This window comes from Sphingomonas sp. BRN-1R (assembly GCF_057748035.1).
Window position 1 is genome coordinate 1,893,921 of the sequence record NZ_CM173236.1, and the last position, 21,212, is coordinate 1,915,132.

Annotated in this window: 21 protein-coding genes; 14 read left to right on the plus strand and 7 right to left on the minus strand. The window is 67.3% G+C overall.

The features are described 5' to 3' along the window. Positions 1–103: 103 nt before the first annotated feature. From AC3ANX_RS08740 to AC3ANX_RS08770, 7 genes are all read left to right on the plus strand, one after another. Positions 104–1,201, plus strand: coding sequence for a catalase family protein (locus tag AC3ANX_RS08740; protein ID WP_488336604.1), 1,098 nt, complete (start codon positions 104–106; stop codon positions 1,199–1,201). 158 nt (positions 1,202–1,359) lie between these two features. Further along, positions 1,360–1,950: an SRPBCC family protein gene (locus AC3ANX_RS08745; protein WP_488336605.1), complete on the plus strand. Its 591-nt coding sequence runs from the start codon at positions 1,360–1,362 to the stop codon at positions 1,948–1,950. Then, the gene (locus tag AC3ANX_RS08750; RefSeq protein ID WP_488336606.1) at positions 1,950–3,137 is read left to right on the plus strand and encodes a zinc-dependent alcohol dehydrogenase; all 1,188 of its coding nucleotides are present in this window, start codon (positions 1,950–1,952) and stop codon (positions 3,135–3,137) included. Before AC3ANX_RS08745 ends, AC3ANX_RS08750 begins: the two co-directional genes overlap by 1 nt. Before the next feature lie 12 nt (positions 3,138–3,149). Next, positions 3,150–3,935, plus strand: a complete 786-nt coding sequence (locus tag AC3ANX_RS08755) for an SDR family NAD(P)-dependent oxidoreductase (protein ID WP_488336607.1) — start codon at positions 3,150–3,152, stop codon at positions 3,933–3,935. Between the two features lie 91 nt (positions 3,936–4,026). Next, positions 4,027–5,163, plus strand: coding sequence for an aminotransferase class I/II-fold pyridoxal phosphate-dependent enzyme (locus tag AC3ANX_RS08760; protein ID WP_488336608.1), 1,137 nt, complete (start codon positions 4,027–4,029; stop codon positions 5,161–5,163). A gap of 115 nt (positions 5,164–5,278) precedes the next feature. Next, positions 5,279–5,470, plus strand: a complete 192-nt coding sequence (locus AC3ANX_RS08765) for a hypothetical protein (RefSeq protein WP_488336609.1) — start codon at positions 5,279–5,281, stop codon at positions 5,468–5,470. 6 nt (positions 5,471–5,476) lie between these two features. Then, positions 5,477–6,064, plus strand: a complete 588-nt coding sequence (locus tag AC3ANX_RS08770; protein WP_488336610.1) for a cysteine hydrolase family protein — start codon at positions 5,477–5,479, stop codon at positions 6,062–6,064. A 39-nt stretch (positions 6,065–6,103) separates the two neighbouring features. On the opposite strand, the gene AC3ANX_RS08775 is transcribed toward AC3ANX_RS08770, so the two are convergent. Genes AC3ANX_RS08775 through AC3ANX_RS08800 form a run of 6 tightly spaced genes read right to left on the minus strand, consistent with a single transcriptional unit; the run spans position 6,104 to position 13,628 of the window. Next, positions 6,104–8,182 carry an NAD-dependent epimerase/dehydratase family protein gene (locus AC3ANX_RS08775; RefSeq protein ID WP_488336611.1) on the minus strand — a complete coding sequence of 693 codons (2,079 nt, stop codon included), beginning with the start codon at positions 8,180–8,182 and terminating at the stop codon, positions 6,104–6,106. Beyond that, on the minus strand, positions 8,179–9,267 hold the full coding sequence (locus tag AC3ANX_RS08780) for a CgeB family protein (RefSeq protein WP_488336612.1): 1,089 nt from the start codon (positions 9,265–9,267) through the stop codon (positions 8,179–8,181). Before AC3ANX_RS08780 ends, AC3ANX_RS08775 begins: the two co-directional genes overlap by 4 nt. Next, the gene (locus AC3ANX_RS08785) at positions 9,264–10,370 is read right to left on the minus strand and encodes a CgeB family protein (protein WP_488336613.1); all 1,107 of its coding nucleotides are present in this window, start codon (positions 10,368–10,370) and stop codon (positions 9,264–9,266) included. The genes AC3ANX_RS08780 and AC3ANX_RS08785 overlap by 4 nt, the downstream gene beginning before the upstream one ends. Beyond that, positions 10,367–11,446 (minus strand): glycosyltransferase family 4 protein, encoded by a 1,080-nt coding sequence (locus AC3ANX_RS08790; protein ID WP_488336614.1) that lies wholly within the window; start codon positions 11,444–11,446, stop codon positions 10,367–10,369. The genes AC3ANX_RS08785 and AC3ANX_RS08790 overlap by 4 nt, the downstream gene beginning before the upstream one ends. Before the next feature lie 17 nt (positions 11,447–11,463). Next, positions 11,464–12,516 (minus strand): SDR family NAD(P)-dependent oxidoreductase, encoded by a 1,053-nt coding sequence (locus AC3ANX_RS08795; protein ID WP_488336615.1) that lies wholly within the window; start codon positions 12,514–12,516, stop codon positions 11,464–11,466. Continuing rightward, positions 12,513–13,628 carry an NAD-dependent epimerase/dehydratase family protein gene (locus AC3ANX_RS08800; protein ID WP_488336616.1) on the minus strand — a complete coding sequence of 372 codons (1,116 nt, stop codon included), beginning with the start codon at positions 13,626–13,628 and terminating at the stop codon, positions 12,513–12,515. Before AC3ANX_RS08800 ends, AC3ANX_RS08795 begins: the two co-directional genes overlap by 4 nt. Before the next feature lie 276 nt (positions 13,629–13,904). Between AC3ANX_RS08800 and AC3ANX_RS08805 the strand changes: the two genes are divergently transcribed. From AC3ANX_RS08805 to AC3ANX_RS08830, 6 genes are all read left to right on the plus strand, one after another. Then, a complete protein-coding gene (locus AC3ANX_RS08805) occupies positions 13,905–14,501 on the plus strand; it encodes a histidine phosphatase family protein (RefSeq protein ID WP_488336617.1) in 597 nt (198 codons plus the stop codon). Further along, the gene (locus AC3ANX_RS08810) at positions 14,498–15,295 is read left to right on the plus strand and encodes a TIGR04290 family methyltransferase (RefSeq protein ID WP_488336618.1); all 798 of its coding nucleotides are present in this window, start codon (positions 14,498–14,500) and stop codon (positions 15,293–15,295) included. The genes AC3ANX_RS08805 and AC3ANX_RS08810 overlap by 4 nt, the downstream gene beginning before the upstream one ends. Further along, entirely contained in the window at positions 15,292–16,305 is a 1,014-nt protein-coding gene (locus AC3ANX_RS08815; RefSeq protein WP_488336619.1) for a glycosyl hydrolase, read from the plus strand. Before AC3ANX_RS08810 ends, AC3ANX_RS08815 begins: the two co-directional genes overlap by 4 nt. Next, entirely contained in the window at positions 16,305–17,414 is a 1,110-nt protein-coding gene (locus AC3ANX_RS08820; RefSeq protein ID WP_488336916.1) for an inositol-3-phosphate synthase, read from the plus strand. The genes AC3ANX_RS08815 and AC3ANX_RS08820 overlap by 1 nt, the downstream gene beginning before the upstream one ends. A 135-nt stretch (positions 17,415–17,549) precedes the next feature. Further along, a complete protein-coding gene (locus AC3ANX_RS08825) occupies positions 17,550–18,503 on the plus strand; it encodes an MDR/zinc-dependent alcohol dehydrogenase-like family protein (protein ID WP_488336620.1) in 954 nt (317 codons plus the stop codon). Beyond that, complete coding sequence (locus AC3ANX_RS08830) at positions 18,500–19,486, plus strand: Gfo/Idh/MocA family protein (RefSeq protein ID WP_488336621.1); 987 nt, start codon at positions 18,500–18,502, stop codon at positions 19,484–19,486. Before AC3ANX_RS08825 ends, AC3ANX_RS08830 begins: the two co-directional genes overlap by 4 nt. On the opposite strand, the gene AC3ANX_RS08835 is transcribed toward AC3ANX_RS08830, so the two are convergent. Further along, a complete protein-coding gene (locus tag AC3ANX_RS08835) occupies positions 19,483–20,706 on the minus strand; it encodes a flavin monoamine oxidase family protein (RefSeq protein WP_488336622.1) in 1,224 nt (407 codons plus the stop codon). The genes AC3ANX_RS08830 and AC3ANX_RS08835 overlap by 4 nt on opposite strands. 159 nt (positions 20,707–20,865) lie before the next feature. Here AC3ANX_RS08835 and AC3ANX_RS08840 point away from each other — a divergent pair, with 159 nt between their 5' ends. Next, on the plus strand, positions 20,866–21,204 hold the full coding sequence (locus tag AC3ANX_RS08840) for a DUF2934 domain-containing protein (RefSeq protein ID WP_488336623.1): 339 nt from the start codon (positions 20,866–20,868) through the stop codon (positions 21,202–21,204). Positions 21,205–21,212 lie beyond the last annotated feature (8 nt).

Genomic DNA, 21,212 nt, shown 5'->3' on the forward strand with positions numbered 1-21,212 from the left:
GCAAGAAGTTTTGGGCGCGTTACTGTGCTGATCTGCATCAACATAAGCGTCATACGCCGGAACCGCCTCCCTGTGCGTCGGTTGAGGAGGACGCCTTTGGAGAATGCCCGTGAACAAGACCGCCATCGCCTTCTCGCCCTCGGTCGAGCATCCGTCCGACGACGAGGCCGATGCGGTCGCCTCGCTCAAGGAGAGCTTCCGGCACATTCTCGAGACGACGTCGAAGGATTACGGCCATGCGGTGCGCGGGGTTCATGCCAAGAGCCACGGTATCGTCAAAGGCGTCTTCTCGGTGCGGGCCGGCCTGCCGCCTGAACTGGCGCAGGGGCTGTTCGCTTCACCGGGGGACTATGAGGCGGTGCTGCGCATCTCGACCTCGCCGGGCGACATACTGGACGATGCGGTCAGCGCACCGCGCGGGATCGGCCTCAAGGTGCTCGGCGTGGAGGGCGCGCGCTTGCCGGGCGAGCATAGCGGCGAACAGGATTTTCTGATGGTGAACGGCCCGGTGTTCGGCGCGCCGACGCCCGCCGTCTTCGCCAAGAACCTGAAGCTGTTCGCCGCCACCACCGACAAGGCCGAGGGCGCCAAGGCGGCGCTGTCGGCGACCTTGCGCGTGGTGGAGAGCGCGCTGGAAGCGGTGGGCGGCAAGTCCGCGCTCATCACTCAACTTGGCGGCGCGCCCGAGGTGCATCCGCTCGGCGAGACCTATTATTCGCAGACCGCGTACCGCTACGGCGATCACATCGCGAAATTCTCGCTCGCGCCGGTATCACCGGGCCTGACCGAGCGGACCGGCGACCGGATCAACGTCCACAATCGCCCGAACGCGCTGCGCGAGGATGTGGCGGACGTGATGATCGAGCAGGGCGGCACCTGGGAGTTCCGTGTCCAGCTCTGCGTCAACAGCGAAACGATGCCGATCGAAGACCCGACCGTGCTGTGGGACGAGAAAGAGAGCCCGTTCGTGACCGTCGCGACCTTCAGCGTCGCGCCGCAAACGTCATGGCGCAACGGCGTCAGCCAGTCGCAGGAGGATCTGCTGTCGTTCAGCCCCTGGCACGGGCTTGCCGCGCATCAGCCGCTCGGCGCGATCAACCGTGCTCGACGCGAAACGTACGACTATTCGGCGGGCTTCCGGGCGAGCGCGAACCAATGTCCAATGCATTCGATCAAGATGCTTGAGGATCTGCCAGATTGATCCAAGATAGTCGATCAGCATGGTTGCAATAACCTACATCAACTCACATTCTCGACCGTAACCGCCAAGCGGGGGGATTGTGCGATAAGTCGAAAAATAGCGCAGGAACACCGGCTTGCGTGAATCTGTTGTAGTCGCATCACAACCAGGAGGTGGCGATGACGATGACACAGGACGACGCCCCGCTCAGCACGATGAAGAAGGGCGATCCCGCCGAAGCGGCGGGTGCTGCGCTGATCGAGCCTAAAGGCGACACGCTGATCGCCCGATCGGTGACGATCAACCGGCCACGCGACGAACTGTTCGCCTATTGGCGCGACTTTGCGAAGCTGCCGACCTTCATGGACAATGTCGAACGGATCGACGTGATCGATGATCGGCGCAGCCACTGGGTCGTCAAGGCGCCTGCCGGCCGCATGGTGGAATGGGACGCGATTGTCACCGACGAAACGCCGGGCGAGATGATCGTCTGGGCATCGGCCGAGGGTGCCGAGGTGTCCAACAGCGGCCGGATCGACTTTCGCGATGCAGGCTCGCGCGGCACGGTCGTTACCGCGACGATCCTGTACGATCCGCCCGGCGGCGCGATCGGCAAGTTCGTCGCCAAGCTGTTCCAGCGCGAGCCCGCCATTCAGGCGCGCCGCGACCTGCGGCGTTTCAAGCAACTGATGGAAACCGGCGAGATCGCGACCTCGTCGTGGACCCGGGAGCAGCACGCCGCCGAAACCCACCACGAGGAGCAGAACTGATGCGCGCACTCACCTGGCACGGAAAGCATGACGTGCGCGTCGACACGGTGGATGATCCCGAGATCCTCAATCCGCGCGATGCGATCATCAAGATCACCTCGACCGCGATCTGCGGCTCGGACCTGCACCTTTACGACGGATACATCCCCACCATGAAGGCAGGCGATATCCTCGGCCATGAATTCATGGGCGAGGTGGTCGAGATCGGCTCGGGCTCGACGCTCAAGAAAGGCCAGCGCGTGGTCGTGCCGTTCACCATCGCCTGCGGAAGCTGCTACCATTGCGGCAAGCAGCAGTTCTCGGCGTGCGACAACGGCAACCCCGCCGACAACCAGGATATCGCGCAGGAGGTGTACGGCCACCCGATGTCGGGCCTGTTCGGCTACAGCCACATGACCGGTGGCTATGCGGGCGGGCAGGCGGAATATGTCCGCGTGCCGTTCTCCGATGTGGGGCCGATCGTGATCCCCGACGGGATCGACGACGACAAGGTGCTGTTCCTCTCCGACATCCTGCCGACCGGCTGGCAGGCGGCCGAGTTCGCGCAGATCGAGCCGGGCGATACCGTCGCGGTGTGGGGCTGCGGCCCGGTCGGGCTGTTCGCGGTGCAGTCTGCGTTCCTGATGGGTGCCGAGCGCGTCATCGCGATCGACCATTTTCCGCACCGGCTCGAGCTTGCCAGGAAGTTCGGCGCGGAGACGATCAACTTCGAGGAGTCGCAAACCTACGAAGCGCTGATGGAGATGACCGGCGGCATCGGCCCCGATGCGTGCATCGACTCGGTCGGGCTCGAGGCGCATGGTATGTTCTTCGACAACATCGTCGATCAGCTCAAGGTCTCCACCTTCACCGGCACCGATCGCACCCACTCGATCCGTCAGGCGATCATCGCGTGCCGGAAGGGTGGGCGCGTGTCGATGCCGGCGGTCTATGGCGGCTTCGTCGACAAGTTCCCGCTCGGCGCGTTCATGGAAAAGGGGCTGACGCTCAAGACCGGGCAGACCCACGTCCAGCGCTATCTGCCGGGGCTGCTCAACGCGATCATGGAAGACAAGATCGACACTACCTTCCTCATCTCGCACCGCATGGGCCTCGAAGACGCGCCCAAGGGGTACAAGATGTTCAAGGACCACCAGAACGAAGTCACCAAGGTCGTGCTGAAGCCCGGCCAGACCTTCGCGGCGTAAGGAGATATCGACATGAGCAAGGGTTTCGCGATCATCACCGGCGCTTCGACCGGCATCGGCTTCGAACTCGCCCACCTCGCCGCCGAGAACGGCTATGATCTGCTGGTCGTCGCCGACGAACCGCTGATCGACGCATCGGCTGCGGATTTCAAACGGCACGGCGTGTCGGTCCAGCCGCTCGAGGCGGATCTTTCCACCATCGAGGGTGTCGACCGGCTGCTCGACGCGGCAGGCGGGCGGCCGATCGATCTGCTGTTCGCCAACGCCGGCATCAGCAAGGGCGGCGCGTTCCTCGATCTCGACGTCGCGACGTGGCGGCATTCGGTCGACACCAACATCACCGGCACGATCTACCTGCTCCAGAAGACGCTGAAGCAGATGATTGCGCGCGGCGAGGGCAAGGTGCTGGTGACGGGCTCGATCGCCGGGTACATGCCCGGCCCGTTCAACGCGGTGTATAACGCGACCAAGGCGTTCATCGACAATTTCACCGAAGCGCTGCGTAACGAGATCAAGGATGCGAAGGGCGTCACGCTCACCACGCTGATGCCCGGGCCGACCGAAACCGAGTTCTTCGCGCGCGCCGACATGCTCGATACCGAGATGGGGCAGACCGACGCCAAGGCCGATCCCGCCAAGGTCGCGCGCGACGGCTGGGGTGCGCTGATGGCGGGCAAGGGGCACATCGTCTCCGGCCTCAGCAACAAGCTTCAGGTCGCGGCGGCGGGCGTGGTGCCGCAGTCGATCATCGCCGAAACGCACCGCAAGGTCGCCGAGCCGGGCAGCGGCAAGGACTGACCTTCGCCTGCTGGCGGATCGGCGTAGCGGCCGGTCCGCAGAGCAGGCAGACACGCGTTTGTGTCGGCCGGCAGTTGCGCTAAGCGGGCGTATGACCGCCCAGATCGACCCGTTCCACGCCATCGCCATCAGCCGCGCCGCGCATCGCATGGCGGCGGATGGCGGCTCCGTCATCCACATGGAGTTCGGCCAGCCTTCGACCGGCGCGCCCGCTGCCGCCATCGCAGCGGCGCACCGCGTGCTCGACACCGACGGCATGGGCTATTGGGAGAGCATGCCGCTCAAAAGCCGGATCGCGCGGCACTATGACGAGCGCCATGGCGTGCGCGTCGATCCCGAGCAGGTCATCCTCACCTGTGGTGCGTCGCCTGCCTTCGTCCTTGCGCTATCGTGCCTGTTCGCACCGGGCGACCGGATCGCCTTCGCCCGTCCGGGTTACGTCGCCTATCGCAACACGGTGAAAGCGCTGTTTCTCGAGCCGGTCGAGATCGGCTGCGGGGAAGCGGAACGCTTCCAGATCACCGCCGCCGCGATCGAGGCGATCGAACCCGCGCCGCAGGGGCTGATCCTCGCCAGCCCCGCCAACCCGACCGGCACGATCATCGCGGACGACGAACTGGCCGCGATCGTGGCGGCGTGCCGGCGGCAGGGCATCCGCATCATCTCGGACGAGATCTACCACGGCCTCACGTACGCCGGCCCGGCGCGGTCGGTGTTGCAGGACGAGCCGCAGGCGCTGATCGTCAACAGCTTCTCGAAATATTTCAGCATGGCGGGGTGGCGGCTCGGCTGGCTGGTGGTGCCGCCCGATCTGATCGACGCCGCCCGCGCGCGGATGGGTAACCTGTTCCTTACGCCGCCCTCGCTCGCGCAGCACGCCGGGCTGATCGCGTTCGACTGCCGCGACGAGCTTGAGGGGCATATCGCCACCTATGCCGCCAACCGCGCGCTGCTGCTGGAAGCGTTGCCCGCGCTCGGCCTGCGTCGGATCGCGCCGCCGGACGGGGCCTTCTACATCTACGCCGATATCGGCCATCTGACCGACGACAGCATGGCGTTCTGCATGGACCTGCTGCTCGAAACGGGCGTCGCCACGGCGCCGGGTATCGACTTCGATCCGGTCGACGGGCACCGCTTCATGCGCTTCAGCTTCGCGGTCTCGACCGATCGGATTACCGAGGCTCTGCGGCGGATCACGCCGTGGTTCGCGGCGCGGCAGGTGCGTTAGGCGGGTACGTTAACGTCGATCAGTACAATTGATCGACAGTCCAAGGATCCTGGCGGAACCGAGCGGCGGCTGAAGCGATGGTGCCGGGCTTACCAGCCCCACCAGGAGAATTTCCGTGGCCGACACGCTCAAGAGCTTCACCCTCGCACAGAGCGAGGGTCACTACCTGCTGACGCTGAACAGCGACGATGGCGACGAGACCGAGTTCCTGCTGACCTACGATCAGCTCGACCTGATCGCCGAGGAGATCGACACACAGCTCAACGCCGATGAGGAGGAAGAGCTGAGCGTCGAAGACGAGGAGTAAGGTGGCATGAGCGGGTTGCCACAAGCCGCCGGCGGAACGGCGCTGCTGCTGATCGACGTCATCAACCCGCTCGACTTCGACGGCGCCGAGGATTTGCTCGGCGCCGCTTTGTCGCTGGCCGAGCCGACCGCGTGGTTGCGCGCCGCAGCCGATGAGGCGGGGGTGCCGGTCATCTACGTCAACGACAATCAGGACCAGTGGCACTCGCAGGCGTCTCGCTTGATCGACATGATGATCGAGGAGGACAGGCCGGGGCGGCCGCTCGCCGAGGCGCTCCGCCCGCGCGAGAGCGACTATTTCGTTATCAAGCCGCAGTTCTCCGGTTTTTATGCGACCAACCTGCCGGTGCTGCTGCCGCGGCTGGGCGTGACGCGGCTGATCCTGGCCGGGTTCGCCGCCGATATCTGCGTGCTGTTCACCGCCGCCGATGCTCATATGCGCGAGTATGAACTCTGGGTGCCGGAGAACCTCGTCGCCGGAGAAAATGACAAGCGCACGCGCTGGGCGCTCGACATCATGCGCACGAGCATGCGTGCCGAGACGCGCGGAACAGACGCGCTGACGCTCGAAGAGTGGCTGAACGCCGCCGACTGATCGAGCGGCTGTCCTCCCCCTCGCGGGGGAGGAACCGGTTCACTCCGCAGCGGCGAGGATCGGCCGCTGCTGCGCGCCCGCGTTGCCGATCTCCTCGGCGAACCACGCGCAGGTCCGCGCGAGCCCGGTCGCGAGATCGACGCGCGGCTCCCAGCCGAGCAGCGTCTTGGCGCGCTCGATATCCGGCTTGCGGCGGCGCGGGTCGTCGACGGGCAAGGGCAGGCGGGTGACATGAGCATCGGTGCCGGTCATCGTCACCACCTTGTCGAGCAGATCGTTGATGGTCAGCTCGTTGGGATTGCCGAGGTTGATCGGCTCGAGGCCGTCGACATCGCTCTCCATCAGCCGGATCAGCCCGTCGACCAGATCGGACACGAAGCAGAAGCTGCGCGTCTGTGAACCGTCGCCGTACACGGTGATGTCGTTGCCCGACAGCGCCTGGCAGATCAGGTTCGACACCACGCGGCCGTCATCCGGGTGCATGTGCGGGCCGTAGGTATTGAAAATCCGCGCGACGCGCACCTCCGCGCGCTGCATGCGGTGGAAGTCGAACGTCATCGCCTCGGCGGCGCGCTTGCCCTCGTCGTAGCAGGCGCGCGGGCCGGTGCAGCTTACGAAGCCGCGGTAATCCTCGCGCTGCGGATGCATCTCGGGATCGCCGTACACCTCGCTCGTGGAGGTGAGCAGGAACCGTGCGCCGCTCATCTCAGCAAGGCGGAGCAGGTGGTTGGTGCCCATCACATTGGTCAGCATCGTATGTTCGGGATCGAGCTGATATTGCGGCGGCGACGCCGCGCAGGCGAGATTGTAGATACGCTTGATCCGCCCGGCGCGCGCAGTGATGCTGGCGGGCAGCGGGTTGACCACATCGCCTTCGACGAAGTCGAAATGCGGATGATCGAGTAGCGCGCGCAGATTCGACGCGCGCGAGGTTTGCAGATTGTCGATGCAGACGACCGTCTCGCCGCGCGCGAGCAGCGCCGCGCACAGATGCGATCCGATAAAGCCCGCACCGCCGGCGACGAGGGTGATCGGTGTCGGCATGGCCTGTCTCCTGTTGGGGATCGGTCGTCGTGGTGCGACCGCGCTCAGATAGGTTTCGAGTTCGGCGGCACGGTGCGCCGCTGTGTGGCGCGCAAGCACGCGACCGCGCGCGGCCGCGCCGATCGCGTCGCCATCGCGGGCGATCGCGGCGATCACGTCCTCGGTGCTGTCGGCGAGCAGGATTTCGTTGCCGGGCGCGAACAGCGCCTCGATTCCCTCCCACTTGTCCGAGATGATCGGCGTGCCGCACGCTCCCGCCTCGAACAGTCGCACCGAGGGCGACCAGCCCGCCGCGATCATGTCCGCGCGCGTCACGTTGAGCGTGAAACGCGAGGCGGAGTAGAATTCGGCATGTTCGGCCGGCGGCAGATGCTCGACCCGCTCGACGTTGGCGGGCCAGTCGATATCGGCGGGATATTGCGGCCCGGCCACCGCGAAACGCCGGTCCGGGCAGGCGCGCGCAACCTGGATCAGCAGCTTCTCCAGCGTGGGCTGACGATCTGGGCTGTAGGTGCCGAGGTACGACAGATCCCAGCGTTTGGGCACATCGACATGGTGGTATTTGTCGGGATCGACCGAGCAGTACAGCGCCCGCGCGGCCTGTGCATGATATGCGTTTTCCAGTCGGTCGAGCGTCGGGCCGCCGGTGAACGACAGGTACACGCCGTAGCCGGGGATCACCTCGGGCGAGAGATATTCGTAATCGCCGCGCACCAGCTTCGCCAGCGTGACCGGCGTGTCGATGTCGTAGAACGCCGATTTGCGGGCATGTTCCTGCACGAACCGCGCGACCGAGACGCCGTCGGGCACATAGGAACCGACCAGCACCGCATCCGCGGTGGCGATCTCCCCGCGCCAGTCTTCCAGTGCGGCGAGGTCGGCATAATATTCGAGCCGGCAGAAATCGGGATCGGGCAGGTCGCGGTGCGCGCCCGCGTACCACGGCACCTCGCGTTCGAGGAACAGCACGTCGTGCCCGCGCGCGGCGAACGCCTTGAGCAATGCCCGGAACGTGGTGGCGTGGCCGTTGCCCCAGGACGACCCGAGGCTCAGGCCGAGAACGACGAGCTTCATGCGGCCTCCATCGCGTTCGCGCGCTGCGTGCGGAACAGCGCATCGACCTGAGCGCCGCGCAGTTCGTAGGTGTGTTCGGCCAGCACGCGGGCAAGCGCGGCCTGACCGATCTCGCGTGCGCGCTCGGGCGTCAGTGTGGCGAGGTGATCGGCGACATCCTGCCCGTCGCGGGCGACCAGCACCTCCTTGTCGGGGATGAGGAACTGTTCGATACCCTCCCAAGCATCGGTGATGAGGCAGGCGGCAGCGCCGGCCGCTTCGAACACGCGCGTCGCGGGTGAGAAACCGACCTGCGCCATGCTGTCGCGCGCGACGTTGAGGACGGCGCGCGGCGTGCAATTGAAGGCGTTGTGCTGGTGCGTATAGACGTGGCCGAGGTGACGGACGTTGCCCGGCATCGCCTTGCTGTCCCAGCCGTTGCCGCCGATCAGGAAGTCGCGGTCGGGCAGGGCGGCGGCGGCCTTGAGGAAGAACTCCTCCACGCGCGCTTCCCGATCGGGCAGGCGGTTGCCGAGGAAGGCGAGATCGCTCGCGAAACGCGGATCGGGCTCAACGGGGAAGTGCGTCTCGGGATCGAGCGCGTTGTAGATCGGCTCGCACGCTGCCGCGCCGAAGCCGCGATAGGCGTCGATCACCGGCGGGCCGCCGCCGTAGGTCAGCACGATGTCGAGATCGGGCAGCGCACGCCGGACCGGATGCGACGAATCGGCGCGCATCTCGTCAAGCGTGGCGGCGGCATCGACATCCCAGAAGATCTTCAGCGCACCCGGCCGCGCACGCGTGACGATGCCGTCGAGCAGTTCGGCATCATATACGCCGACGCCGTTTGCCTTGACGACGATGTCCGCATCGCCTGCCTCGGCGAGCACGCTGCGCAGGCCGTCGTCGGTGGCGGGATAGACGACCGAGCGTACCCATTCGGGCGGGTCGATATCGCGGTGCTGCTGGCGCTCGAACGCGTCGGGTTCGTAGAAGGTGATGTCGTAGCCGTGGCTCGCCAGCGCTTTGAGCACGCCGCGATAATAGGTCGCCGCACCGTTCCAGTAGGAGGACAGCAGGCTCGATCCGTAAAAGGCGATCTTCATGCGAATTCTTTCTGGGTAACGCCGAGCGAAGCGGCGATCGCGAGCAGTTCGTCGACGCGGTGCGCGCAGGTGTGGCGGGCAAGGATCGTCTCCAGCCCATGCGCGACGAGACTTTCGCGCAAGGCCGGATCGTCGCGCAGCGCCGTCAGGTGACGGGTCATCTCCGCGCCATCCTTGGCGACGAGATAGTCGGTGCCGGGCCGGAACAGATGCTCGGCATCCTGCCACGGCGCGGACACGAGCGGGATGCCGCACGCCAGCGCCTCGAACACGCGGATCGTCGGAATGCCGGGCAGGATCGTCGCGTAATAGCGGCGCGGGACATGCACGGTGGCGAGGTGCCGGGCGAAGATCGCCGGAGCCCCGGCATTGGGCGCCCAGCCGTGATAGGCAGCACCATGCCGCGCCAGCATCTCGCGCGCTTCCACCGGGTAGCGCACGCCGTAGATGTCGAGCGGCAGGTCCGCGGCGGCGGCGGGCGCGAACAGGAAGCGTTCGAGTTCCTCGGTCCGCTCGCCATCGCCCCAGTTGCCAATCCAGACGAGGCCTTCGCGCTCGCCTTCGCTGACGGGCGGGTGGAAGCGGCGGGTGTCGGCGGCCTCGTGCCAAGTCCACACACGGCCTTGCCAGCCCCAGCCGCGATACACTTCGGACAGCGTCTCGCCGAATGCCAGCACGCCGTCGTAGCCGGACAGGTCGTAGGCGCGCATCTCCTCTGGCGCGCTGACCGCGCGGTGGTGCGTGTCGTGGAACAGGAGCGTGAAGCGCGCGCCGCTCTTGCGCAGATCGCCGACCGCCTTGACGAGCGCGGGGTCGTTCCACTCATGCACCAGCACCAGGGCCGCACCGTCGGTCATCGCCGCCGCGTCCGGTTCGGCGCCGTAGGTGCGCGAGGCGAGTTCGGGATAGGCGGTGCGATAGGCGTCGAGTCCCGCCTCGCCATGATCGTCGAGCAGGTTGGCGAGGCTCCACGCGCCTTCGGGTTCCCAGACGGTGACGTCGTGGCCGCGCGCGATGAGATCGCTCAGCACGCCGCGCAGGAAATGCGCGTTGCCGTGGTTCCAGCAGGAGGTGAGGCTGTGGGTGAAGTAGATGATCTTCATGCCGCGACCCTCGTGGTATGTTCGCTGAGCAACGCGCGGTAGAGCCCCGCCATCGCGGACGCAGTCGCGTCCGGAGTGTAGCGCGCCGCTCGCGTGCGCGCGGCCTCGCCGAGCGCGTGGCGGCGGACGGGATCGGCGATCAGCGCCTCGACCGCCTTCGCCCAGTCGCGCTCGTCCTCACCCGCGACGAACAGCGCCGCGCCGTCCCACAGTTCCCGGAAGGTGGCGATGTCGGAGAGCACCAGCGCGCATCCCGCCTGCGCGGCCTCCAGCACGGCAAGCCCGAACGGCTCGAAACGCGCTGCCGAGACGAACACCGGCCGCTCGGCGAAGCGCCGGCGCAGCACGTCCGCATCGAGCTCGCCCAGCGCGTAAAGATGCTCCAGCGCGATCCGCTCGTTATGCGGGCCGACGAGAGCGCCGGCCGCATAGAACGGCACCGCCAGCCGGGCGGCGACCCGGTCGAGAAGCGCGGCGTTCTTCACGCTGTCCCACATCCGCCCGACGGTGAGCACCTGATCGCTGAGCGCAAGCGGCGCGGCGGATGCCGGCGCGACGCGTCCGTTATGCACCGCGACCGGCGCGCGGGGCAGCCGGTAATGCGCCGCGACACCCTCGGCGTAGGCCTGCGTCGGCGCGACCACGCGGTCGGCAGCGCGCAAGCCTTCGAGCATCAGCGCGCGGTGCCAGTGATATGGTCGGTCGAGCGGCGTGCGCTTCGCCGCCGCCCACCATGTCGACACGCAGCCGTGCGTGACCGCGACGCTCGGCAGCCCGGCCGGAACCGCGGCGAGCGTCGGCATGTTGTATTGCACCACGTCCGCCCCGTTCGTGCGCGCCAGATCGGCGATCGCCGCACCTGCCGCTCGCACGGGCGCGGCTTCGTCGCACAGCCAGTCGAGCGGAAGGCCGGTCTCGACCAGCGTCACGCCCGAAATCGTTCGCGCGAACCGGCGTTGCTCCGCACTCGGCGCAGGACCGAGCAGGGCGAGCGTAGTTTCCACTCCCAACGGCGCGAGCGTGCCGGCGAGATCGGTCGCATATTGCCACACACCGCCCACTGCATCGGCGGTCATCAGAAGGCGCATCGGCCTCATGAAGCGCGTTCGAGCGCAAGCGCCGGCGCGCGTTCGGCGACCAGCCACTCGGCCAGTCGCGCGACGCCGTCGCGCCACGCCACGCGCTCGGGCAGGCCGAGCGCCTCGTCGAGCAACCGCGTGTCCGCGACGAAATAGCGTTGGTCGCCCGCGCGCCAGTCGGAGAAGCCGACCTGCGGATCGCGGCCGATCAATGTCCCGATATGGTCGAGCAGCACGCGCAGGCTCACCGCATTGGCGGGTCCGCCGCCGAGGTTGAACGCACGGCCCTGCACGCGGCTGATCGCGCGCCACACCGCGAGATAGGCGGCCACCGCATCCGACACGTCGCAGATGTCACGCACCTGGTGGCCGTCTCCGTACAGCGTGATCGGCTCGCCGTTCAGCGCGCGGATCAGGAAGTGCGCGACCCAGCCCTGATCCTCTGTGCCCATCTGGCGCTGGCCGTAGATGCAACTCATCCGCAGCACGGCCGCAGGCACACCGTAACTGCGCGCATAGTCGAGCATATACTGGTCCGCCGCGCCCTTCGACACGCCATAGGGCGTATGAAAATCGAGCGGCCGGTCCTCGCCGATGCCGTGGTCACGGATGCGCGGCTCGGTCGGCGCATAGCCGTTGTCGCCGAGCGCGAAGTCGAGATCGAGCAGGTCGCCATAGACCTTGTTGGTCGAAGCGAAGATTACCGGCGTCGTGTCACGTTTGGCGCGGACCGCTTCGAGCAGGTTGAACGTGCCGAGCAGGTTGATCTCGAAATCGTCGCGCGGATCGTCGAGGCTGGTGGTGACGGCGACCTGCGCGGCGAAGTGGAACACCGCCTGCGCTTCCGCCACCGCGCGCCGCAGCTCGGCATCGTCGCGAATGTCGGCCTTGACGAGCGTTACGCGGCTGCCGTGATTTTCCTGCAACCACGCCGCATTGCGCTCGACGCCGGGGCGGCTGAGCGCATCGTAGAGCAGCACGTCATGACCATCGCGCGCGAGCGCGTCGGCGAGGTTCGAGCCGATGAAGCCGGCCCCGCCCGTGACGAGGATCGGCGCGCCGCTCATGCCACCAGCCCACGCTTTTCGAGCTCGGCGCGGGCATGCGCGACGTTATCCTGTGCGGTCTGCTGCCCGACCCACTCGGCGAGTTCCGCAAGCCCGGCCTCGAAATCCTGGCGGGCGGTGAAACCGAGTTCCTGTGCCGCGAGCGTGGTGTCGCAGAAACAGTGGCGGATATCGCCGATCCGCGCCTTGCCGACGATCTCGGGCGCGGTGTCGTTCTTGCCCATCGCCCGCGCCAGCGCCTCGGCCACCTGAGTCACCGAACGATCGTTGCCGGACCCGATGTTGAAGGTCTTGCCCACCGCCTTCGCATCGGTGAGCGAGTCGCAGAACGCCCGCGCCACATCTGTGACATGCACGAAATCGCGGCGCTGCTCGCCATCCTCGAAGATCATCGGGCGCTGGCCGTTGAGCAGCCGCGCCGCGAAGATCGCCAGCACGCCGGTATAGGGGTTCGACAACGCCTGGCCGGGGCCATAGACGTTGAACAGCCGCAGGCACACGCTCTCGATGCCATAAGGCGCGCCCATGATATGGGTGGTGCGCTCCTGCACATATTTGTTGAGCGCGTAGATCGAGGCGAGGCTTGGACGCTTCCACTCAGGGGTGGCCATCGGTGTGAGCGGGCGACCCCGCGCGTCGACCGGCTCCCAGTTCGCCTGCCCGTCGCGGACCATGCCGCGTTCGGCATTCTCGACGGTGTTGCCGTCGGCGTCGCGGTACAGGCCTTCGCCGTAGATCGACATCGAGGAGGCAGTGACGACGCGGCGCACCGGCTTGTCGATCAACCGCTCGAACAGCACCGCCGTACCGACGTCGTTGACGCTGGTGTAGCGCTCGACCTCATACATCGACTGGCCCACACCGACTTCGGCAGCGAGGTGGATCACGCTGTCCACCCCGTCGAGCGCACGCGCCACCGCGTCGCCGTTGCGCACGTCGGCATGGATAAGCTCCACATCGGCCGAAAGCTGCTCCGGCCGCGCTCCGTCGCCGTGGACCTGCGGGATCAGCGCGTCGAGGACACGGACGCTATTGCCGCGCCGGAGGAGTTCATCGCAGACGAAGCGCCCGATGAAACCGGCGCCGCCGGTTACGAGAACGGTCTCGCTCATGCTACGGCCTCGTTAGCAAAGGAACAGTCAAGATCAGCTTCAGCAAAATTGATCGAGATCAATGATATTGGTTTATTGTCTCGAAGCAAATTGCCGGTCATGCGCAGTCCCCCGATCGAAGCAGGTGTTTCGGTACGGCAACGATAATGCTTCTTCTTCTTCTAAGTTCCCGATGCCGGACATAAAAATGACATGGAGGAGGAACTTAGAAGCTGGCGATGGGTTCCGCCCTCGTAACGATCCTGCCCGCGTTTGCGGGTGCCTGCGGGAGCCTGCGTGACTGCGACCCTTTATCTCATCCGGCATGCGCCGCACGATCATCTTGGCCGGATCCTCTCGGGACGCACCCCGGGCATACCCTTGAGTGATGACGGGCGCGGACAGGCGCGACGGCTGGCGTCTGCGCTTTCCGCGCGGCGGTTCGCGGCAATATGGTCAAGCCCGGTGCAGCGTGCGCGCGAGACGGCGGAGGAGATCGCCGCCGGCCGTGCGCTCGACATACGGGTCGACAATGCGCTCGACGAGATCGACTTCGGCGCGTGGACCGGCAAGGCGTTCGAGGCGCTCGCCGGCGACGCCGAATGGAGTCGCTGGAACGACGCGCGTGGCGAGGCGCGGCCGCCCGCGGGGGAAAGCATGGTGGAGGTGCAGGCACGCGTCACCGGCTTTGCGCAAACATGCGCACTGGCGCACGCCGGTGAGGCGATCGCGCTTGTCAGCCACTGCGACGTGATCCGCGCTGCGCTGGCCGGCTGGCTTGGCCTGCCGCTCGGCAACGCGCTCAACTTCGATGTCGATCCCGCCTCGGTCAGCCGCGTCGCGATCGGCGATTGGGGAGCGCGCGTGCTGTCGATCAACGAGGCGCTGGCATGAGCGCGCGCGAGGATCCGAGCTTGCAGGAGCGCGTCGACGCGCTCGCGCCGTGGTTCCACAACATGGATCTGGGTGAGGGCGTATGGACCGCGCCCGATCATTTCCTCGGCGATTATCCTCGGTTCAAGTTCGAACGGTTCGCGCCCGCGCTGCCCGCTGATCTCACCGGCAAGACCGTGCTCGACATCGGCTGCAACGCCGGGTTCTACGCGATCGAGATGGCGCGGCGCGGGGCTGCGCGGGTGGTCGGCATCGACAGCGATGCGCGCTATCTCGCACAGGCGCGGCTCGCGGCGGAGGCGCTGGGCGCGTCCGGTGTCGAGTTCCGCCAGCTCGACGTGTACCGTGTCGCGGAACTGGGCGAGCGCTTCGATCTCGTAATCTTCATGGGCGTGCTGTACCATCTGCGGCACCCGCTGCTCGCGCTCGACCTGATCCGCGAACATGTCGCGGGCGATCTGCTGCTGTTTCAGACGATGCAGCAGGGCGGCGATGCGGTGTACGATGTGCCGGAGGATCATCCCTTCCACGTTCCCGGCACGTTCGATGCGCCCGCCTATTTTACCGATCCCGGCTATCCCAAGATGCACTTCATCGAGCGTCAGTACGCCGGTGACTGGACCAACTGGTGGGCGCCGAACGCCGCGTGCAGCCAGGCGATGCTGCGCGCCGCCGGCTTCACGATCGAGGCGCAGCCCGAAGCCGAAGTCTATATCTGCCGCGTCGCGCCCGTGCCGTTCGGGGAATGGCAGGACGGTCCGATGGCGGCCTATCCGTCGAGGAACCCCGCATGATCGAAGCCGCGATGCTCTGGAACGAGCCCAACAACAAATCGCACTGGGACCCGACGCTCGACCCGGATTGGTCGCGCTTTGCCGAGCATGTCGTGCGCGCCGGCAATGCGATCCACGCCATCAATCCGGACGTGACCCGCGTGCTCGGCGGCATGTCGCCGATCGACCCGCACTGGCTCGGGCGGATGGCGGGCTATGGCGCGCTTGATGCCGTCGATGCGGTGGCGGTGCATGGCTTTCCGCTCGACTGGAACCTGTGGCCGCTCAGCGCCTGGCCCGAGAAAATCGACGAGATCAAAGCCGTGACCGACAAGCCCGTCTGGGTGACGGAGGTCGGCGTCAGCTCGTTCGGTGCGGAGGAGGTGCAGGCGTTCGGCCTGGAGCGCACTGTACAGTTGCTGGAGGGCCGTGCGCCGCGCGTGTTCTGGTATTCGCTGTTCGACCTGCCGCGCAGCTGGGGCGCGGAGACCCGCCACCGCGAGGCGGAGGGTTCGTCCTACTACCGGCATTTCTATCTCGGGCTGATCCGCGAGGACGGCACGCCCAAGCCCGCGCTCGACGTCTATGCCAAGCACGCCGCCGAAATCGGGCTGATGCAGTGGTTCCATTACAATGACCCCCGGCTCGACGAGGCGGTTGCGTGGATGAAGCGGCTCGGCACTAGGCGCATCCGCACCGGCCTGTCGTGGGCGGACAGCTTCCGCCCCGATGCGATCGGCTGGTTCGACCGGCAGATGGAGGCGCTCGCCGACTTCGACGTGACCGTCACCTTCTGCTTCACGCCCCAGCACCTCGGCCTCGCGCCGCACCACACCAGCCCCGCGCAGGATCCGCAGGCGTTCGCCGATTTCTGCGCGTGGATGATCGACCGCTATGCGCCCGGCGTCGCCACCTCGACACCCGTAGCCGCGCCGCAACCGGTGGCCGAACAGGCGATCGACCTGCCTGAACTCTGCCCCCTGAACTTCAACCGCGACGAACGCCTCGCCGCCGAACGGAGCGCCGCGTGATGCTTTCTCCCCACCAGCGCGGCATCAACGTCGCGATCGTCGGCATCGGCAATTGCGCGAGTTCGCTCGTCCAGGGGCTCGAACATTACCGCGCCGGTTCGAACGACACGATCGGGCTGATGCACCGCGAGCTGGGCGGCTACGAACCGAGCGACATCCGCGTCGTCGCGGCGTGGGACGTCGACACACGCAAGGTCGGCAAGGACGTCGCCGAGGCGATCTTCGCCAAGCCAAATTGCACGGCGGTGTTCGCGCCCGAGGTCGCGCCGACCGGTACGATCGTGCAGATGGGCCGCGTACTGGACGGTGTCGCCGACCACATGGGCGATTACCCGGAGGAGCGCTCGTTCCGTGTCGCCGAGGCGACCCAGGCCGATCAGGCTGCGGTGGTCGAGGCGCTGCGGGCATCCAAGGCCGACGTGCTGATGAACTATCTGCCGGTCGGCTCGCAGGCGGCGAGCGAGTTCTACGCGGAATGCGCGCTCGAGGCGGGCGTGGCCTTCGTCAACAACATCCCGGTCTTCATCGCCTCGAACCCCGTCTGGGCCGAGCGTTTCCGCATCGCCGGCGTGCCGATCATCGGTGACGACATCAAGGCGCAGCTCGGCGCGACGATCGTCCACCGCGTGCTGACCGATCTGTTCAAGAAGCGCGGCGTGCAGCTCGATCGCACCTACCAGCTCAACACGGGCGGCAACACCGACTTCCTCAACATGCTCGAACGCTCGCGCCTGAAGTCGAAGAAGGAATCGAAGACGGAAGCCGTTCAGTCGGTCGCCGCCGCGCGGTTAGAGGATGAGAACATCCATGTCGGCCCGAGCGATTATGTCGCGTGGCAGAACGACAACAAGGTGTGTTTCCTGCGCATGGAGGGGCAGTTGTTCGGCGGCGTGCCGATGAACCTCGAACTGCGCCTGTCGGTGGAGGACAGCCCGAACTCGGCAGGCGTCGCGATCGACATGATCCGCTGCGCCAAGCTCGCGCGTGATCGCGGGATCGCGGGGCCGGTGCTGCCCGCCGCGGCGTATTTCTGCAAGCATCCACCCGAACAGATGCCCGACGATGCAGCCCATGCGGCGCTTGAGGCGTTCCTCGCCGATCCTGCCTGACGAGAGGATCGACCATGACGACGCTGTACGCCCTGCTGCCGCTCGCCCGCGTGTGGGCGGAGCATCTTCCTTATCTGCACCCCCGAGCGAAGGGCCACGACGCGTGACGCGATTCCAAGACGAGACGACGAACTGATGCGCGCAGCGGTGTTGGCGGCTCCGGGCGAGATCCGGGTCGAACATGTGGTAGTGCCCGAGCCCGGCGCGGGCGAGGTAAGGGTACGGATCGAAGGCTGCGGCGTCTGTGCGTCCAACCTCGAGCCGTGGGCCGGCAATCCTTGGACCGAATATCCCGGCGCGCCGGGCGGGCTCGGTCATGAGGGCTGGGGCGTGATCGAGGCGGTCGGCGAGGGTGTCGACGGTCTAGTCGCTGGCGATCGGGTAGCGGCGCTGTCCTGCCGCAGCTTCGCGGAAAGCGACGTGGCCAAGGCCGAAATGGTGGTCAAGCTGCCCGACGCGCTCGCCGACCAGCCGTTCCCCGGTGAGCCGCTCGGCTGCGCATTCAACATCTTCCGCCGCAGCGACATCCGCGCGGGCGACACGGTGGCGATCGTCGGCATCGGCTTCCTCGGTGCGGTGCTGACGCGGTTGGCCAGCGAAGCCGGCGCGCGCGTCATCGCCATCTCGCGGCGGGCGGAGTCGCTTGATCTCGCGCGGCATTACGGCGCGGCCGAGACGATCGCGATGGACGATCACTATCGCATCATCGAACAGGTGCAGGCGCTCACCGACGGCAAGGGCTGCGAGCGGGTGATCGAGTGCGTCGGCAAGCAATGGCCGCTCGACCTCTCCGGCGAGCTGGTCGGTTTCGGCGGTCGGCTGGTGATCGCGGGCTATCATCAGGACGGCCCGCGTCAGGTCAGCATGCAGATGTGGAACTGGAAGGGCATCGATGTGGTCAACGCGCACGAGCGCGATCCGGCGGTGCAGCGGCGCGGCGTGGAGGAAGCGGTCGACGCGATCGCGAGCGGCCGGCTCGACCCGACCCGCCTCTATTCGCACCGCTATCCGCTCGAACGGCTCGGCGAAGCGCTCGACGCCACGCGCGACAAGCCCGAAGGGTTCGTCAAGGCGCTGGTGCTGCTATGAAGCGCGTCGGCTTTCTCGGCACCGGCTGGATCGGCCGGCACCGCATGGCGGCGATGCTCGACACCGGGCTGGTGACGGCGGCGGCGATCTGCGATCCCACGCCGGAGGGGCTCGCCGAAGCCGCCAAACTCGCGCCCGACGCGGCGCGGGTGGAGTCGCTGGACGAGATGCTTGCGCTCGGCCTCGACGGGGTGGTGATCGCCACGCCGAGCGCGCTGCACGCGGCGCAGGCGATCCAGGCGCTGGAGGCGGGTGTGGCGGTGTTCTGCCAGAAGCCGCTCGGCCGCGATCTCGCCGAGACGCAAGGTGTGATCGACGCAGCGCGCGCCGCCGACCGGCTGCTCGGCGTCGATCTGTCGTATCGCCACACCGACGCGATGCGTGCGATCGCGCCGCTCGTGCAGGGCGGAGCGCTCGGCCGGGTGTTCGCGATCGACCTGACCTTCCACAACGCCTACGGGCCTGACAAGCCGTGGTTCTACGATCCGGCGCAGTCGGGCGGCGGATGCGTCGTCGATCTCGGCGTGCATCTGGTCGATCTCGCCTTGTCAACGCTCGGCTTCCCCGAAGTCGCCGACGTGAGCGCAAGCCTGCTGTCGGCGGCGGCGCCGCTCAGGGCGGGGCTGGTCGAGGATTATGCGGTCGCGGCGTTCACCGCCGGCGGCGTTTCGGTGCGGCTCGCCTGTTCGTGGCGGCTCCATGTCGGGCGCGACGCGGTGATCGAAGCTGCGTTCTACGGCACCGGCGGCGGCGCGGCGTTGCGCAACGTCGGGGGATCGTTCTACGACTTCACCGCCGAGCGGTTCGACGGCACCGCGCGCACGCCGCTCTCCGCGCCCGGTGATGCATGGGGCGGGCGCGCAGCGACCGCATGGGTCGAGGCGCTTGCCTTCTCGAAGGCGTTCGACCCGGCGGCAGAGTCGTTCGCGGCGAGTGCCCGTGTGCTCGACGCGATCTACGCGGCGGGACGAGGCGCGGCCTAGCCCCTGAGCGCCAGCACCGCCTCCGCCGCACGGATGCCGCTCTCCCACGCGCCATGCGCGGTCGAGAAATCGGTCGCGTGCGTTGCTTCGCCAGCGAAGAACAGTCGTTCGCCGACCGGGCGAGCGAGGACAGCGCGCGCGCCGGCATGGCCCGGCAAAGCGTGGCTGTATGACCCCAGCACCCAGTCGGTGCGGCACCATTCCGATCCCGCCAGCGGCCGCAGCTTGCCGCGAACTTCGCCGCCGACCAGCGCCGCCAGTTCGTCGATCGCGAACCGCGCGGCCTCGGCGAGCCCGGCCTGTTCGAGCAGGTCCGCGCCAGTGCCGCCGAAGAACGCTTCGATGATCGGCCGGCCGAACGGGCGAATGTAGTAGCTGCCGGTGTTGACGTCGCGCGGGTTGCCGATCAGGTGCGTTTCGGGCTCGAAGTCGTGCTCGCCGACCAGCTCGAGGAACAGCTTGTCGGCCAGCCCGAGCGGCAGGTGCGCGGCGGCGTGGAGGTGATCGGCCGCCTCCGCACCGAACGCGATCGCGCCACTCGCCAGCAGGTTGGTCGAGGCGGTGACGATCGCCGCGCCGGCGGTAACCGTACCGCGCGCGGTGTCGAGCCGCACACCGCTCCCGTCCAGCGCGATGCCGTGCACCGGGGTCGCCAGCCGCAGGTCGACGCGGGGCAGGCTCGCGGCAAGCAATGTTCCATACCCTTCGCGCACGCGCCAGTTATCCTCGGTCGCGGCATCGTCATAGGCGAGGAAATCCGCGACCGAGAGCCGGTCGAGATCCGCGCCGTTCATGTAACCGCTGAGCGCGCGCGCGTAGGCGTTCCACTCGCCGCCCGGTTCAAGCGCGTCGGAGGCACGGTCGCTCGCCGGCGGATCGCGGTGGAGACGCTCCTCCAGCGCCTCCCACGCCGCTCCCGCCGCGGCTTTCTCGCTGTCGCTGAAGCCGAGCCCACGCCATTGCTGCGTCCAGGCGGACGCGCCGCGCACGATGGTGAAACCTGCCGCCTCGCCGACCGCAACGAGCGGATTGCGCCCCGCCGAGTGCAGCCAGCCACAGCCGAAATCGAGCGGCATGCCCGCAAGCCCGACCGTCCAGCCGCGCCCGCCGACCCGCGTGCTGGCTTCGAGCAGGATCACCGAGCGATGGTGCGCGACGAGGGTGCGGGCCGCCGCGATCGCCGCCGCACCGGCACCGACGATCGCTACGTCATACTCCATCGCCGCACCCGTCCTTCATCGTCACCGCGTCTATCGATACCTGCCCCGGCGATGGCAACAGCAGAAAAATCAGCATTGCACAGGTTAAGACACGCATCCTTCTGATGCTTTGCGCATTGCTACCGTCGAACCGTATTGGCTGAAGAAGGGGGAAGGCACATGGCACAGGATCGCGAATCGCAGGTCCGCCAGCGCGCGCATGCGATCTGGTTGGAAGAAGGCATGCCCGAAGGGCAGGCCGAACAGCACTGGAGCCGCGCCGAGACCGAGTTCCCCGAAGACGGGGCTTCCGCGCCGAGCCCCTCGGCGACTGGCGGCGATGCCGCGTCCACAAGCGATCACGCCGCCGGCGCGCCCGAAACGACGCCAGCGTTCAATGCGGCTCCGGAATTCGAAAATGCGGATCCCGCGCCTGAGCCGCCCGTCGTCGCGGCGATTGTGGAACCGGTGAAGGCGCCGGCTGCCCGCAAGCCGGCGCGGCGCAAGACAAAGCCCTAACGCCTTAC